Raw genomic sequence first — 13268 nt, 5'->3', positions numbered from 1 at the left:
GTGTGACGGCGAAACGCTTGACGCGGGAGGAGAGCCGCGAGCAGACCAGGCAGCGCCTGCTCGCGGCGGCCGCCGAGCTGTTCTCCGAACGCGGGGTCAACGGCACGTCCGTCGAGCAGATCGCCGAGCGGGCGGGTTTCACGCGCGGCGCCTTCTACGGCAACTTCGACGGCAAACACGAGCTGGTCGTCGAGTTGCTGCGCCGCCGCACCCAGCGTGAGGCCGAGGAGGTCGCCGCGTTGCGTGAGGGCGTCGGCTCCTTCGTCGAGATGATGGACCGCCTGCGCGCCTGGAACGTCGAGCGCGCCGAACACCTCGCCGGCTGGCTGACGCTGCGCACCGAGCTGGCCCTCTACGCGTTGCGGAATCCCGATGCCCGCCCGCTCGTCGGCGAAGGCGAGAAGTCGACAAGGGCGCTGCTGGAGACTTCGATCCGGACCGAGCTCGCCGCGCGGGGCGCGGAACCGCCCGCCGATCCGGCCTTCCTCGCGCTGATCCTGCACGCGCTCGAGGACGGTCTCCTGCTGCAGCGCTTCCTCAGCCCGGAGGGAACCGGCGACGAGGACGTCGTGGACGCCGTCCAGCTGCTGATGCGCTCGTGGACCGCGCTCAGCCGGTCATCTTGATCCCGGTGAACTCGGCCATCTGACGGACCCCGTGCGCGAAGAAGGCGTCCGCCGGGTCGACGGAGCCGACGTACTGGCCGAACAGCTCGAAGTTGATCATTCCGAACAGCTGGGTCCAGGCCATGATCAGCCGCGAGGCGGTCTCGGGGCCCAGGTTGACCTTGAGGATTTCGGTCAGCGCGTCGAGCTGGTGCAGCAGCTCGACCGGCATCTCGCCGACCTCGGTCTCGACGCGGAGGTTCGCGTCGCGCAGGACCGCGACCAGCGCGAAGGCCACCCGGCCGGCGGGGGCGACGGTGTCCTGCGGGGCCTGGTAGCCGGGGATCGGCGAACCGTAGATCAGCGCGTACTCGTGCGGATGCGCCTTCGCCCAGGCGCGGACCGCGTGCCAGATCGACACCCACCGTTCCAGCGGGGCCTTCTTCGGGTCGTCTGCGGCCTCCGCGGCTTCTCCGACGGCGTTGTAGGCGTCGACGATCAGGGCGGTCAGCAGCTCCTCGCGGCTGGAGAAGTACCGGTAGAGCGCGGACGACACCATGCCCAGCTCGCGCGCGACCGCGCGGAGGGAGAGGCCGAGCGCGCCGACTTCGGCGAGCTGGCGGCGGGCTTCGTCCTTGATCTCACGAGTGAGTTCGGCGCGGGCACGTTCGCGCGCGGTCTGAGTGGCGGCCATGCTCTCACTGTAGAGCATCGCACCTAAACGAGAGCAGTGCTCTTGACATGGCGCACCGCTCTGGTGTTCACTGCTCTTAACAGAGAGCACTGCTCTCGCAGACTTCGAGGAGACGAGATGACCACCAACGCCGCCACCACCGGAGCCGCCCCGGAGACTGCCGCGATCCGCTACGTCAAGCCGGCCAAGGCGACCAACGCGTTCAACGAGTTCGTGCTCAAGCTGACGAAGCTCGGCGTCAGCGTCCTGGGCAGCCGGGTGCTCTCGGTCCGCGGTCGCAAGAGCGGCGAACTGCGCTCCGTCCCGGTCAACCTGCTGAAGCTGGACGGCGAGCGCTACCTGGTCGCTCCCCGCGGTGTCACGCAGTGGGTGCGGAACCTGCGCGTCGCCGGTGAGGGGCAGCTCAGCGTCGGACGCCGCACCGAGACGTTCACCTACACCGAACTCGCCGACCACGAGAAGCCCGAGATCCTGCGCGCGTACCTCAAGCGCTGGAAGTTCGAGGTCGGGGTGTTCTTCGACGGTGTCGACGCGAAGGCGTCGGACGAGAAGCTGCTGGAGATCGCGCCCGGCTACCCGATCTTCAAGATCGCCTGATCACGCGTGTCCGGCGGTGACGGCCCCGGCTAGTCGGCCCGGTCCTCACCGGAGGTCTGCCGTGTGCGGCGGGCGGTGGCCGCCACCAGCACCACCCCGACCAGGAACGCGACGAGCCCGATCAGGAACCACAGCTTCTGCCCGGTCATGAAACTGCCGGTCAGCACACCGGCGCCCTGCAGCACCCAGACACCGCCGACCAGCAGGAAGACCAGCCCGATCGTGAGCGTGACCCAGCGTTTCATCCACAGCTCCCCGCGTCGACGTGCCCTGTGGCGATTCTGGCATCGGGTGTCCCGCCCGGCGAACCGATCAAGCCCGGCGAGGTCAGTTCCCCACCAAGCCGTTGCGATAGGCGTAGACGACGGCGTGCACCCTGTCCCGCAGCCCGAGCTTCGCCAGGATCCGCGAGACGTGGGTCTTCACCGTCTCCTCACCCACGTGCAGGCGTACGGCGATCTCCGCGTTGCTGGAGGCGTCGGCGACGAGCAGGAGGACTTCGCGTTCGCGTGAGGTGAGCCGTTCGAGTTCGGCCGGTTCGGCGGCCGCCGGTTCGATGCTGGTGGCGAAGGTCGACACCAGCCGCCGGGTCACCGTCGGGTCGATCAGCGCGTCGCCACGCGCGGCCACCCGCATGGCCGAGACGAGTTCTTCGGGCGCGAGGCTCTTCAGCAGGAACCCGCTCGCACCGGCGCGAAGCGCGCGATACACGTACTCGTCGGAGTCATACGTCGTCAGCACGAGAACCCGGGTGTCGTTGCCGGGCGCGGACATGATGGCCTCGGTCGCGGCCAGACCGTCCAATTTGGGCATCCGGACGTCGAGGACGGCGACGTCCGGGCGCAGCGATGCCGCCTGCGCGACGGCCTCGCGTCCGTCCGCCGCCTCGCCGACGCATTCGAAGTCCGCCTGGGTGTCGAGCACCGCGCGCATCCCGGACCGGAACATCGCGTGGTCGTCGGCCAGCAGAACCCGGATCACTGTGCCTCCAAAGGAAAACCGACTCGAACCCGCCAGTGCCGCCCGTCGTCGAGCGGTCCGCATTCGGCCTGTCCGCCGAACAACGCGACCCGCTGCCTGATCCCGGCGAGACCGCGTTTCGTCGACTCGGCCGACGCGTTCGGGCGGCCGATCTCGTTGGTGATCGTGAGGAGCACTTCCGTCTGCCGGTAGGCGAGGTCGATCTCGACGATTCCGCCGGCCCCGTGCCGGAGCGCGTTCGTCAGCGCCTCCTGCGCGATGCGGTACAACGCGATGTCCACCGAACCGGGGAGTTCGCGCGGCCCGCCGTGGCTGGTCAGCCGCGCGGGCAGCCCGGCGGTGCGGAGGTTGTCGAGCAGCTCGTCGAGGTTGTCCAGCCCCGGCTGCCGTTGCACGTCACCGTTCTCCTTGCCGTGCAACAGATCCAGCAGACGCCGCAGATCGGCCATCGCGGCCCGGCTCGACGATTCGACGGCGGAGAGCGAACGCCGGACGGCGGGTTCGCCCTCCGGCAGCCCGAGCCGCGCGGCACCGGCGTGCACGCCGATCGCGCTGACGTGGTGGGAGATCACGTCGTGCAGATCGCGGGCGATCGTCGTGCGTTCTTCGACGACGGCACGGCGGACGGCCTCCGCTTCGTGCTGCTGCCGTTGTTCCTCCGCGCGCTGGAGATCGGCGATGTACGCGCGCCGCGCGGTCGTGTAGCGGCCGACCATCCACGGCAGCAAACCGCTCACGCCGACGTCGATGACCAGCAGCCGCCAGTCCCGGTCGCCGCGGTCGACCGGGATGAGGTTGCAGGCGACGAGCCCGGCGAGCATCGTCACCAGGGCGGCCACCGCGGGTTTGGTCGCGAGCCAGGCGCCCGCGCGGTAACCCGCGATCAGCACGCCGGCGTTGGTGGCCTGCAGATAGTGGTCGTACGGGAACAGCAGGAGCGGCGCGGCGGCCAGCAACGCGCCGTGCGCGGCGGAAACCCAGCCGGAATACCGCGAAGGCCCGGCGAGCGCGGCGTTCGCGAGGATGCCGCCGATCAGGAGAACCCAAGCCTGCCAGCCCAGTGAGAGCGGCGGACCGGCGATGAGGAACAGGCCGGCGTCGGCGATCAGGCAGACGGCCGCGACCGCGCACGCCTGCCTCGCCAACGAACCGCTGATGTCCCGCACGGGCTCAACTCTGCCCTATTTCGCTGGACAGGGGTTCCTAAGATCGAAACCCATGGGGGCAGCGAAGACACCCGTGCTCTGGACGACCGGGGCGCCGGGAACCGGGAAATCGACCACCGCCTGGGGTTTGTACACCCGCCTGACGCAAGCGGGCGGAAGCGTCGCGTACGTCGACATCGACCAGCTCGGGCTGATCGGTCCGCCGCCCGGCGGCGGGGACGCCGCGCACGCGATCAAGGCGGCCAATCTGCTGCGCGTACTGGAAGTCCTGCGAGGCACCGCGCAGGTCGTCGTGTCCGGAGTGGTGGACCCGGCGAAGCCGTACATCGAGAGCCCGGACTTCGACCTCACGCTCATCCGGCTGACGTGCGATCGCGACGAACTCCGGAGCCGCTTCCTCGGCCGTGGCTCACCCGCCGCGGCCTTGCCCGACCTCTTCGCGGTGGCGGACCTTTACGACCGCGCCGGTTTCGGCGAGGCGATGGACACGACCGGCCAGCGGCCCGAGCAGACCGTCGAAGCGCTGTTCCGCCGCTGCACCTTGGACGCCGGAACCGTTCGCACGCCAGACGCGGGACAGCCGCAGCCCGGACCGGTGACCGTGGTTACCGGCCCGACGGCGGTCGGCAAGTCGACAGCCGCGTTCAGCGCGCTCCGCGATCTCTGGGAGCGCGGGATCCCCGTGGCCTACGTCGATCTCGCGCAACTCGGCTTCGCGCACCCCGGCCCGGATCCGGCACTGGAAGCGGCGCTCCTTTCGGCCGTCTGGCGCGGCTATCGCGACGCGGGAGCGAAGCGGCTGATCGTCGTGGCCCGGGAATTCCGCCCGGAGCACCGGCGGGTCTTCGACGCGGTCACCGTCGTCCGCCTCGACGCGGACGACGGCACGCTCACCGAGCGAGTCCGGCGCCGGGCCGAAGGCGAGTCCGCCTTGCTGGCGGGCGACGAACTTCGCGGCGCGCCACCCGGCGTACGGGACCGGGTGGCCGCGCGTGCGGTCGCCGAAGCGGCGCGGATGCGGCGCTCCGGCGGCGATCGCGTCGTCCTCGACACCTCAGGGCAGGAACCCGCCGAAACGGCCGCCGCGCTGCTCGCCGTGGTGGCTCAGTAGCGCCGCTGACCGTCCTGGCCCTGTCCGGGCGGCCCACCGCGCTGGTTCTGGCCTGGTTTGCCGATGGTCGTCGCCGTCGCGGTGTTCCCGGTGACCTTGGCGGTCACCATCACCGTCTCGCCGACCTTGGGTTCGCCGGTCTTCATGGTCGACGCGTCGATCGTGTAGACCTGCTTGTAGCCGTCCTTGCTGGTCAGGCTGACGGAGGTCGCGCTGACCTCGGTGACCTCCCCGGTCTGCGTCCGCTCGGTGCTGTAGCCGCCTTTGCCGTCGGAGACGACGAAGTCGCCGTGCAGCGTGTCGCGAGGCATACCCCCGCCGGGGCCCATGAGCACCCGGCCGCCGCCGGGGCCGCCCGTCATCGTGCCCCGTTCGGCGCCGTTCGCGGCGGTCCCGGCCCAGATCGCGGCGCCACCGCCGGCGGCGATCACGACCGCCGCCCCGGCCGCGATCGCGGTCTTGCGACCCGACCAGGTCTTCTTCGGTTCGCCTTCCGGGGCGGGCGCACCCCATTCGGCGGGTTCGGTCGGTTCGGTCATCTGGACGCCTCCCTGTACTCGGTTGCGGCCATGGTCGGCGCCGTCGCTGTGCGGGAGCTGTGCCGCCGGTGGGCACGCGCTGTGATTCGCACCCCGGCAGGGTGATCGTTCACAGGAAACGCACAGGCGGCACACAGAGAAGCCTCATCGGCGCCGCCCAGGATGGCACCATGACCAGTGTGAACGTCCCTTCGTCCGGTTCCGCGAAGGCCGGCCTGCGCCGTGCCGACGGCAGCCCCGTACGGGTGCTGGTCGTCGACGACGAGGCGACCTTGTCCGAACTCGTGTCGATGGCGCTGCGCATGGAGGGCTGGGACATCCGCACCGCCGCCGACGGCACCGAGGCCGTCCGTGTCGCGCGGGAATTCCGGCCGGACGCGGTGGTGCTGGACGTCATGCTGCCGGATATGAGCGGACTGGAAGTCCTGCGCCGCCTGCGTTCCGAAGTGCCGAACCTGCCGGTGCTGTTCCTGACCGCGAAGGACGCGGTGGAGGACAGGATCGCCGGTCTCACCGCGGGTGGCGACGACTACGTCACCAAACCGTTCAGCCTGGAGGAGGTCGCGCTGCGGTTGCGCGCGCTGCTCCGCCGCGCGGGCGGGGTCGCCGGGCCGAGCGGGTCGACGCTCGTCGTCGGCGACCTGACCCTGGACGAGGACAGCCGCGAGGTGCACCGGGGTGGCGACTTGGTGCCGTTGACCGCGACCGAGTTCGAACTGCTGCGTTATCTCATGCGCAATCCGAAGCGTGTGCTGTCCAAGGCGCAGATCCTGGACCGGGTGTGGAGCTACGACTTCGGCGGCCAGGCCAATATCGTCGAGCTCTACATCTCCTATCTCCGCAAGAAGATCGACGCCGACAGGGAACCGATGATCCACACGATGCGCGGCGCCGGGTATGTCCTCAAACCCGCGGGGTAGGCGGCCGTGGTCCCTGCGCCGACGGCTGATCGCGCAGGTCGCGGGCCTGCTCGCGCTCGTCTGCCTGGTGGTCGGCGTGGTCACCGAACTGGCGTTGCGGAACTTCCTGATCGACCAGCTCGACGCCCGCCTCGCCGAGACCAGCGAGCGTGCCAGCCGCCCGCCGCCCCCGGGCCGTCCCGGCGGGGAAAGGGTTCCCGAGGGCCTTCGCGCGTATGGGCAGAGCACCGGTTCGTTGTTCGTGAACGTGTTCCCGGACGGACGCGTGCTCGCGGCGGTGCTGCGGTCCAGCTACGACGCGAAGGTCACCGATCCCTTCCCGCACGACGAGATCAGCCCCACCCAGATCGGCACCCTGCTGCGGTCGACGACGGGTGACAAGCCGACCGACGTGAACCTCGGGTCGCTCGGGGAATACCGGGTGGTGGCGAAGAAAACGGCGGGCGGTGGCGTCGCGATCACCGGGCTGCCCACCAAGGACGTCACGGATACGTTGTGGAGCCTCGGTTTCATCTTCGGCGGGGTCGCCGTCGGCGGCATCCTGCTGGCGGGCGCGCTCGGCGCGGTGACCGTGCGGCGCACCATGAAACCCCTGGACCGCCTGGCCGCCACCGCGACCAGGGTCGCCGAACTCCCGCTGGATCGCGGCGAGGTCGCGTTGTCCGAGCGAGTGTCCGAAGTGGACACGGATCCGCGGACCGAGGTCGGGAAGGTCGGGTTCGCGCTCAACCGCATGCTCGGCCATATCTCGAACGCGCTTTCCGCCCGGCAGGTCAGCGAAAGCCGGGTGCGCCGATTCGTCGCGGACGCCAGCCACGAACTGCGGACGCCGCTCGCGGCCATCCGCGGCTACGCGGAACTCACCCGGCGCTCCGGCTCCGAGGTGCCGCCGGACATCGCGTTCGCGATGGGCCGCGTGGAGTCGGAATCGACGCGGATGACCGGCTTGGTCGAGGATCTGCTGCTGCTCGCGCGGCTCGACTCCGGCCGTCCGGTGGTGCACCGGCCGGTGGACCTCTCCCGCCTGGTCGCGGACGCCGTCGCCGACGCGCATGTCGCCGGGCCGGAGCACAAATGGCTGCTGGAGGTCCCGCCGGAGCCGATCACCGTCCTCGGTGACGCGGATCAGCTGCATCAGGTGGTGATCAATCTGCTCGGCAACGCGCGCACGCACACCCCGGCAGGCACCGAGGTCACCACCTCGCTGTCCATAGTGGACTCGACGGTGACACTGTCCATTGTCGACGGTGGGCCGGGGATCCCGCCGGAGATCCTCCCGGAGGTCTTCGAACGTTTCGCCCGCGGCGACGACTCACGGTCGCGGGCGGCGGGCAGCACCGGGCTCGGACTGGCCATCGTCGCGGCCGTCGTCGCCGCGCACGGCGGGCAGGTCGGCGTCGCCAGCCGCCCGGGACACACGGAGTTCCGGGTGGTGCTCAGGGCCTCCACTCACTGTTAGCGCCGCACAGGATGACGCAGGGCAGATCGCCTTCGGTGCGTCCGGCCAGCCACGCGGCGAACGGGACCGCGGCGGCCGGTTCGACGGCGAGGCGGAACTCCTCCCAGAGCCGGTCCCGCGCGGCGAGCAGTTCCTCGTCGCTGACCAGCACGGACGTCACCCGATCCCGGAGCACGGCGAACGGGACGTCCCCGACCCTGGTCGCGCCCAGCGCGGACGCGGCCACCGAGTCGATCTCCACGTCCACCGGCTCGCCCGCCTCCAGCGCGGCGCCGAGCGCGCGGCACCGCTCCGGCTCGACGGCGAACGTCGGCAAGCCGGCCAGCGACGTCCCCGCGACCAGCCCGCCACCGCCGACCGCGACCAGGAACGCGTCGACGTCCGGCGCGTCCTGGACCACTTCGGCCGCGACGGTGCCCTGACCGGCGACGACGGCAGGATCGTCGTACGCGTGCAGGTGCCGCGTACCCGGCTCAGCGGCGGCTTCGAGGGCCTTCGCGGCCGCCTCGGCGTACGTCGCTCCGTGGCGGATGAGCTTCGCGCCCGTGGCCTCGATCCGGACCGTCTTCGCCTGCGGAGCCGACTCCGGCACGTACACCGTCGCAGGCAGATTCAGCAGCGAAGCCGCCGTCGCCACGCCCAGCCCGTGGTTGCCGCCGGACGCCGTCAGCACCCGCTCCGGCAACGGGCCGCTCACCAGCGCGTTCACCGCACCCCGCAGTTTGAACGATCCGCTCCGCTGCAGATGCTCCAGCTTGAGGACCAGCGGCCGTCCGTCGACCTCGGCGCGCAACACCGGCGTGCGCCGCACGAACGGATGAACGGCCTCGGCGGCCTTGAGGACATCTTCCCAGGTCGGAGTACTCATACCCCCCACTGTCCTCCATGCCGGGACGGGAGTGACTACACTGGTCCCCGGATCCCGCGCGGCGTCCATCTTGTGAACCTCCCCAGGGCCGGAAGGCAGCAAGGATAAGCAAGCTCTGACGGGTGCGCGGGATCCCCTTTTTTTTGGGGCTAGAAGATCCCGAACACATCCTTCGGCGGCACAGGCGACGGCAGGGCTTCCGCGTCCGTGATGGGTTTCGCCTTGCCCTGGAGTTGCCGAAGGTCTTCTCCGGCGACGCAGCGCGCCGGGTACGCCGACGAAGCGGCGCGCCGGGTCAGGTCCGCGACCGGGAGCTCGACGCGGGAAGCGGCGACCACGATGTTCCCGAACCGGCGGCCCCGCAGGACGCCCGGCTCGGCCAAGATCGCCAGGTGGGGGAAGGAACTCGCCAGCGTCGCCAAGAACCGGCGGAGGAACGGCAGGTTCGGCCCATCCGACACGTTGGCGACGTAGGTTCCGGCCGGGCGGAGGACCCGCGCGATCTCGTTCGTGAACTCGACGGTCGCGAGCCCGCCGGCCAGGACCCCGCGTTCGAAAGCGTCCACGATGACCAGGTCGGCCGAAGCGTCGTACCTGCCGGAGACCCCTTCGCGGCCGTCGCCGACACGGACCTTCAGCCCCTTCAGGCCCAGCTGCTCGCGGACGAGCGCGACGAGCTCACCGTCGGCGTCGAAGACCAGCTGCCGTGATCGCGGCCGCGCCGCGGCGAGGTAGCGGGGGAGCGTGCAGGCCGCCCCGCCGACGTGCAGCACGTCGAGCGGGCCTTCGCCGAGGCAGTCGACGACGTCGGCGATCCTGCGGATGTAGTCGAACTCGAGATCGGTGGGGTCGTCGAGGTTGACGTGCGACTGGGCGACGCCGTCGACCGAGATCATCCAGGCGTTGGGACGGTCGGCGTCCTGGAGCAGTTCGGCGGTGCCGAAGCGCACCGGATACCTGCCTGGGGTCGGTGCTGGTCTCACCGTCGGACCTTCCCGGTAGTCTCGCCGCGTGGCTCTAGCTCTATACCGAAAGTACCGTCCGGCTACCTTCGCCGAGGTCGTCGGGCAGGAGCATGTGACCGATCCGCTGCGCATCGCGCTGGCCGCCGGTCGTATCAACCACGCCTACCTCTTCTCCGGCCCGCGCGGCTGCGGCAAGACGTCCAGCGCCCGCATCATGGCGCGGTCGTTGAACTGCGCGAAGGGCCCGACGCCGGATCCGTGTGGCGAGTGCAACTCGTGCCGCAACCTCGCGCCCGAGGGCCCCGGCAGCGTCGACGTCACCGAGCTCGACGCCGCCAGCCACGGTGGTGTCGACGACGCCCGCGAGCTGCGGGACAGGGCGTTCTACGCCCCGGCCGATTCGCGCTACCGCGTCTTCATCATCGACGAGGCGCACATGGTCACCACGCAGGGCTTCAACGCCCTGCTGAAGATCGTGGAAGAGCCGCCCGAGCACCTGATCTTCATCTTCGCGACCACCGAACCGGACAAGGTGCTCCCCACCATCCGGTCGCGGACGCACCACTACCCCTTCCGGCTGATCCCGCCCAGCTCCATGCGCGAACTGCTGGAACGCAACGTCGCCGCCGAGGGCGCGACGGTCGAGCCCGCGGTGTATCCGCTGGTCATCCGCGCGGGCGGGGGTTCGGCGCGGGACACACAGTCGGTGCTCGACCAGCTGCTGGCGGGAGCCGGGCCGGACGGCGTCGACTACTCGCGCGCGGTGTCGCTGCTGGGGGTCACCGACGTCGCGCTCATCGACGGCATGGTCGACGCGCTGGCCGCGGACGACGCGGCCGCCGTGTTCGGCACCGTCGAGCGGCTCGCCGAGGCCGGGCACGACCCGCGCCGGTTCGCCACCGACCTGCTCGACCGCCTGCGCGACCTGGTGCTGCTGCGTTCGGTGCCGGACGCGGGGGAACGCGGCCTCGTCTCCGCGCCGGACGACGAGCTCAAGAAGATGAAGGAACAGGCGGGCAAACTGGAGCCCGCCACGCTCTCGCGCTACGCCGACATCGTCCACAATGGACTCTTGGAGATGCGGGGCGCGACCTCGCCGCGGCTCGTGCTGGAGCTGCTGACGGCGCGGATGCTGCTGCCGTCGGTCGCGGAGAGCACCGACGCGTTGCTCGCCCGCCTCGAACGGCTTGAGCGCCGCGCCGCTTCGGCCCCGGCGCCCGTCGCCGCTGCTCCGGCGCAGGCCGCTCCGGTGGCGCAGTCCGCGCCCGCCCCGGCCGCTCCGCCCTCGGGGGAGCCCGTCCGCGAGTTCCAGCGGCCGTCGCAACGGGCCGCCGTGCCCGCTCCGCAGCAGGCCGCACCGGCTCCGCAGCCCGCCGCGCGACCCGAGCCGGTCGCCGAGCGGCCCGCCCCGCAACGTCCTTCCGCGCAGACTCCGCCGCCCGCCGCACCCACGCCCGCCCCGGCTGCGGCCTCGGGCGACGCGGCGCCCGTATCGGACGCGGACGGCATCCGCGGCAAGTGGCCGCACGTGCTCGCCGCGATCCGCAAGGTGCCGGGCGGCCGCAGCACCGAAGCGATGCTCACGCAGGCGAGCGTGGTGAGCGTCGAAGGCCACGCCGTCACTCTCACCCACAGCGCGGAGCCGCTGGCCCGGCGGCTTTCCGAGCCGCACAACGCGGAGCGGGTCGCGGCCGCGTTCAAGGAGGTCTTCGGCGGCGATTGGCAGGTGCGTTGCGTCCACGGCGCCGCACAGGCCCGGCAGGCCGCCGCTCCGAAGGCCGCGCCGCCGCCACCCGCGCCCGAACGATCCTTCACCCGCCGGTCCGCTGAAGCGCCCAGCGCGCCTCCGGCGCCTCCCGCGCCGAAGCCGGAGCCCCAGCGGCCGAAGGTGACGACCAGCGAGCCGGACATCCCACTCCCGCCCGAGCCGGTCGAGGAGGACGAAGACCTCTACAACGAGGACGCGAGCCCCGCGCCGCCGCCTCCGCCGCTCCCACCCGAGAAGGATCCGGAAGAGATCGCCCGGAAGCTGCTCGCCGACCACCTCAACGCCCGCCCGCTCGACGAACGCAAGTAGTCCTCTGGATGCGGTCCTTGAACGCGCAAGGACCGCATCCAGAGGACGAAACGCGGGGGTCGGCGGGTCAGGGTGACTCGTCGAGTTCCCCGGCGAGCAGCGCGGTGCCGAGCCGGGTGAGGTGGTGCAGGATGGCGCTGCCCTGCCGGACGCTGGTGACGAGCCCGGCCTCGCGCAGCACGGTGGCCTGTTTGCTGGCCGTGCCGATCGAGGTGCCGAGGTATGAGGCCAGCTTGCTGGTCGTACGCGGGACATGCAGCGCGCCGAGGCTTTCCGCGCGGGTCCGGCCGAGAAGCGCCACCAGTTCGGGGGACACGTCCGCCGGGCGGGCGCTCGCCGGGCCGGCTGGGTACAGCAGCACCGGCGGCAGCGCCGGATCGATGAAGGTGACCGGCGTTTTCGCGCAGAACCGGCTCGGGATCAGGGTCAGTCCCCGGCCGCCGAGATGGACGGTCCGCTGCCGGGGGTACGCGATCTCCAGCACCTCGCCGTCCCAGCCGCGGACGCCGGGGATGCCGCGCATCATCGCCCCCGCGCCTTCGGTGGCCAGCGTGCGGACCCGCCGGGCCCGGTCGGCGGCGACGGTCTCGCGCATGCTGTGCCAGACCGGCGCGATCACCAGGTCGTACGCGTCGCGCAGCGCGCCGACGACCCCGTGGACCTCGTCGCGATCGCCGTCGGCGAGCCGTTTCACCCAGGTCGGGGCGGCGCCGGTGAACACGGTCCGGAGATCGGCGCACAGCCGTCCGCGAGGGGTGCACGCCACCGCTTCGAGCCCGCTTTCGAAGGAGCCCGCCGTCGTGGGCGGGGTCAGGAAATCGGGAAAGTTCCCCTTCGGTGGGACGAGGGTGAACAGCGTCTTCAGCGATCGTGCCGCTTCCTCGTTCTGACGCAGGTTCTGCTGGACCCGCTGCCGCCAGGCCGACGGGCGGTCCTCTCTCAGCTGATGCGAGCCGAGGACCAGCTCCCACAGCGGGTCCGGTGCGTCGGCTATGCGGATCCCCTGGAGATCCTTCCGATCGAAGATCATGCGCAGAGTCATGCCTGGTCCCCCTCAAGACGGCATTTTCTTCTCCGGCGGTAACTCAAACGTGCCGGACCCGCTGAGACAAGCCGATCGGCCTAATCCGGGAGGGTGGGACGACAAGCCTCTGCTGACCTGCGGAGACACGGGCGCGTGAGACGTTTCCGGGAGGCCGGGGCCTGGTGATGTTTTCGCTGGGACGAAAAGGTGTGTCCCGTTCGCGGGTCATCGGTGACGCTTCGTGGGCACCATCCGGGGGAGG

General features: G+C 71.0%; 14 protein-coding genes and 1 other RNA gene. 7 read left to right on the top strand and 8 right to left on the bottom strand.

The features are described from left to right. Positions 1 to 2: 2 nt before the first annotated feature. On the top strand, positions 3 to 626 hold the full coding sequence (locus AMK34_RS14580; RefSeq protein ID WP_073845743.1) for a TetR/AcrR family transcriptional regulator: 624 nt from the start codon (positions 3 to 5) through the stop codon (positions 624 to 626). Here AMK34_RS14580 and AMK34_RS14575 read toward each other — a convergent pair. Next, the gene (locus AMK34_RS14575) at positions 610 to 1299 is read right to left on the bottom strand and encodes a TetR/AcrR family transcriptional regulator (RefSeq protein ID WP_038524764.1); all 690 of its coding nucleotides are present in this window, start codon (positions 1297 to 1299) and stop codon (positions 610 to 612) included. The two genes, AMK34_RS14580 and AMK34_RS14575, sit on opposite strands and share 17 nt — an antisense overlap. A gap of 117 nt (positions 1300 to 1416) precedes the next feature. Between AMK34_RS14575 and AMK34_RS14570 the strand changes: the two genes are divergently transcribed. Continuing rightward, a complete protein-coding gene (locus AMK34_RS14570) occupies positions 1417 to 1896 on the top strand; it encodes a nitroreductase/quinone reductase family protein (protein WP_073845742.1) in 480 nt (159 codons plus the stop codon). A gap of 29 nt (positions 1897 to 1925) precedes the next feature. On the opposite strand, the gene AMK34_RS14565 is transcribed toward AMK34_RS14570, so the two are convergent. The 3 genes from AMK34_RS14565 to AMK34_RS14555 form a co-directional block, all read right to left on the bottom strand. After that, positions 1926 to 2141, bottom strand: a complete 216-nt coding sequence (locus tag AMK34_RS14565; RefSeq protein WP_016337955.1) for a hypothetical protein — start codon at positions 2139 to 2141, stop codon at positions 1926 to 1928. Between the two features lie 82 nt (positions 2142 to 2223). Beyond that, positions 2224 to 2877, bottom strand: a complete 654-nt coding sequence (locus AMK34_RS14560) for a response regulator (RefSeq protein WP_016337954.1) — start codon at positions 2875 to 2877, stop codon at positions 2224 to 2226. Then, positions 2874 to 4043: a sensor histidine kinase gene (locus AMK34_RS14555; RefSeq protein WP_037334902.1), complete on the bottom strand. Its 1170-nt coding sequence runs from the start codon at positions 4041 to 4043 to the stop codon at positions 2874 to 2876. Before AMK34_RS14555 ends, AMK34_RS14560 begins: the two co-directional genes overlap by 4 nt. 52 nt (positions 4044 to 4095) lie before the next feature. Between AMK34_RS14555 and AMK34_RS14550 the strand changes: the two genes are divergently transcribed. Then, positions 4096 to 5154, top strand: a complete 1059-nt coding sequence (locus AMK34_RS14550) for a hypothetical protein (RefSeq protein WP_073845741.1) — start codon at positions 4096 to 4098, stop codon at positions 5152 to 5154. On the opposite strand, the gene AMK34_RS14545 is transcribed toward AMK34_RS14550, so the two are convergent. Further along, positions 5148 to 5693, bottom strand: coding sequence for a hypothetical protein (locus AMK34_RS14545; RefSeq protein ID WP_037334908.1), 546 nt, complete (start codon positions 5691 to 5693; stop codon positions 5148 to 5150). The genes AMK34_RS14550 and AMK34_RS14545 overlap by 7 nt on opposite strands. Before the next feature lie 170 nt (positions 5694 to 5863). Here AMK34_RS14545 and AMK34_RS14540 point away from each other — a divergent pair, with 170 nt between their 5' ends. Both AMK34_RS14540 and AMK34_RS14535 read left to right on the top strand, forming a co-directional pair. After that, on the top strand, positions 5864 to 6613 hold the full coding sequence (locus AMK34_RS14540; protein ID WP_037334910.1) for a response regulator transcription factor: 750 nt from the start codon (positions 5864 to 5866) through the stop codon (positions 6611 to 6613). Then, positions 6591 to 8072: a sensor histidine kinase gene (locus AMK34_RS14535; RefSeq protein ID WP_073845740.1), complete on the top strand. Its 1482-nt coding sequence runs from the start codon at positions 6591 to 6593 to the stop codon at positions 8070 to 8072. Before AMK34_RS14540 ends, AMK34_RS14535 begins: the two co-directional genes overlap by 23 nt. Here AMK34_RS14535 and AMK34_RS14530 read toward each other — a convergent pair. Then, positions 8050 to 8940: a serine/threonine dehydratase gene (locus AMK34_RS14530; protein WP_073845739.1), complete on the bottom strand. Its 891-nt coding sequence runs from the start codon at positions 8938 to 8940 to the stop codon at positions 8050 to 8052. The genes AMK34_RS14535 and AMK34_RS14530 overlap by 23 nt on opposite strands. A gap of 46 nt (positions 8941 to 8986) precedes the next feature. Between AMK34_RS14530 and ffs the strand changes: the two genes are divergently transcribed. Further along, positions 8987 to 9081: signal recognition particle sRNA small type (gene ffs, locus AMK34_RS14525), an RNA gene on the top strand. Positions 9082 to 9089: 8 nt separating this feature from the next. Here the strand turns inward: ffs and AMK34_RS14520 are convergent. After that, positions 9090 to 9923, bottom strand: coding sequence for a spermidine synthase (locus AMK34_RS14520; RefSeq protein ID WP_073845738.1), 834 nt, complete (start codon positions 9921 to 9923; stop codon positions 9090 to 9092). A 28-nt stretch (positions 9924 to 9951) separates the two neighbouring features. Here AMK34_RS14520 and AMK34_RS14515 point away from each other — a divergent pair, with 28 nt between their 5' ends. Continuing rightward, on the top strand, positions 9952 to 11982 hold the full coding sequence (locus AMK34_RS14515) for a DNA polymerase III subunit gamma and tau (RefSeq protein WP_073845737.1): 2031 nt from the start codon (positions 9952 to 9954) through the stop codon (positions 11980 to 11982). Positions 11983 to 12049: 67 nt separating this feature from the next. On the opposite strand, the gene AMK34_RS14510 is transcribed toward AMK34_RS14515, so the two are convergent. Further along, entirely contained in the window at positions 12050 to 13024 is a 975-nt protein-coding gene (locus tag AMK34_RS14510; RefSeq protein WP_073845736.1) for an ArsR/SmtB family transcription factor, read from the bottom strand. Positions 13025 to 13268 lie beyond the last annotated feature (244 nt).

This window comes from Amycolatopsis sp. CB00013, from assembly GCF_001905755.1.
Lineage (GTDB): Bacteria > Actinomycetota > Actinomycetes > Mycobacteriales > Pseudonocardiaceae > Amycolatopsis > Amycolatopsis japonica.
Note: the sequence above shows the minus strand (reverse complement) of the source record. Positions and strands in the feature narration are given on the sequence as shown.

Coding starts and splice junctions, on each gene's coding strand:
- AMK34_RS14575 (WP_038524764.1), bottom strand. CDS start 1,299: ATGGCCGCCACTCAGACCGCGCGCGAACGTGCCCGCGCCGAACTCACT.
- AMK34_RS14570 (WP_073845742.1), top strand. CDS start 1,417: ATGACCACCAACGCCGCCACCACCGGAGCCGCCCCGGAGACTGCCGCG.
- AMK34_RS14565 (WP_016337955.1), bottom strand. CDS start 2,141: ATGAAACGCTGGGTCACGCTCACGATCGGGCTGGTCTTCCTGCTGGTC.
- AMK34_RS14550 (WP_073845741.1), top strand. CDS start 4,096: ATGGGGGCAGCGAAGACACCCGTGCTCTGGACGACCGGGGCGCCGGGA.
- AMK34_RS14545 (WP_037334908.1), bottom strand. CDS start 5,693: ATGACCGAACCGACCGAACCCGCCGAATGGGGTGCGCCCGCCCCGGAA.
- AMK34_RS14540 (WP_037334910.1), top strand. CDS start 5,864: ATGACCAGTGTGAACGTCCCTTCGTCCGGTTCCGCGAAGGCCGGCCTG.
- AMK34_RS14535 (WP_073845740.1), top strand. CDS start 6,591: ATGTCCTCAAACCCGCGGGGTAGGCGGCCGTGGTCCCTGCGCCGACGG.
- AMK34_RS14530 (WP_073845739.1), bottom strand. CDS start 8,940: ATGAGTACTCCGACCTGGGAAGATGTCCTCAAGGCCGCCGAGGCCGTT.
- AMK34_RS14510 (WP_073845736.1), bottom strand. CDS start 13,024: ATGACTCTGCGCATGATCTTCGATCGGAAGGATCTCCAGGGGATCCGC.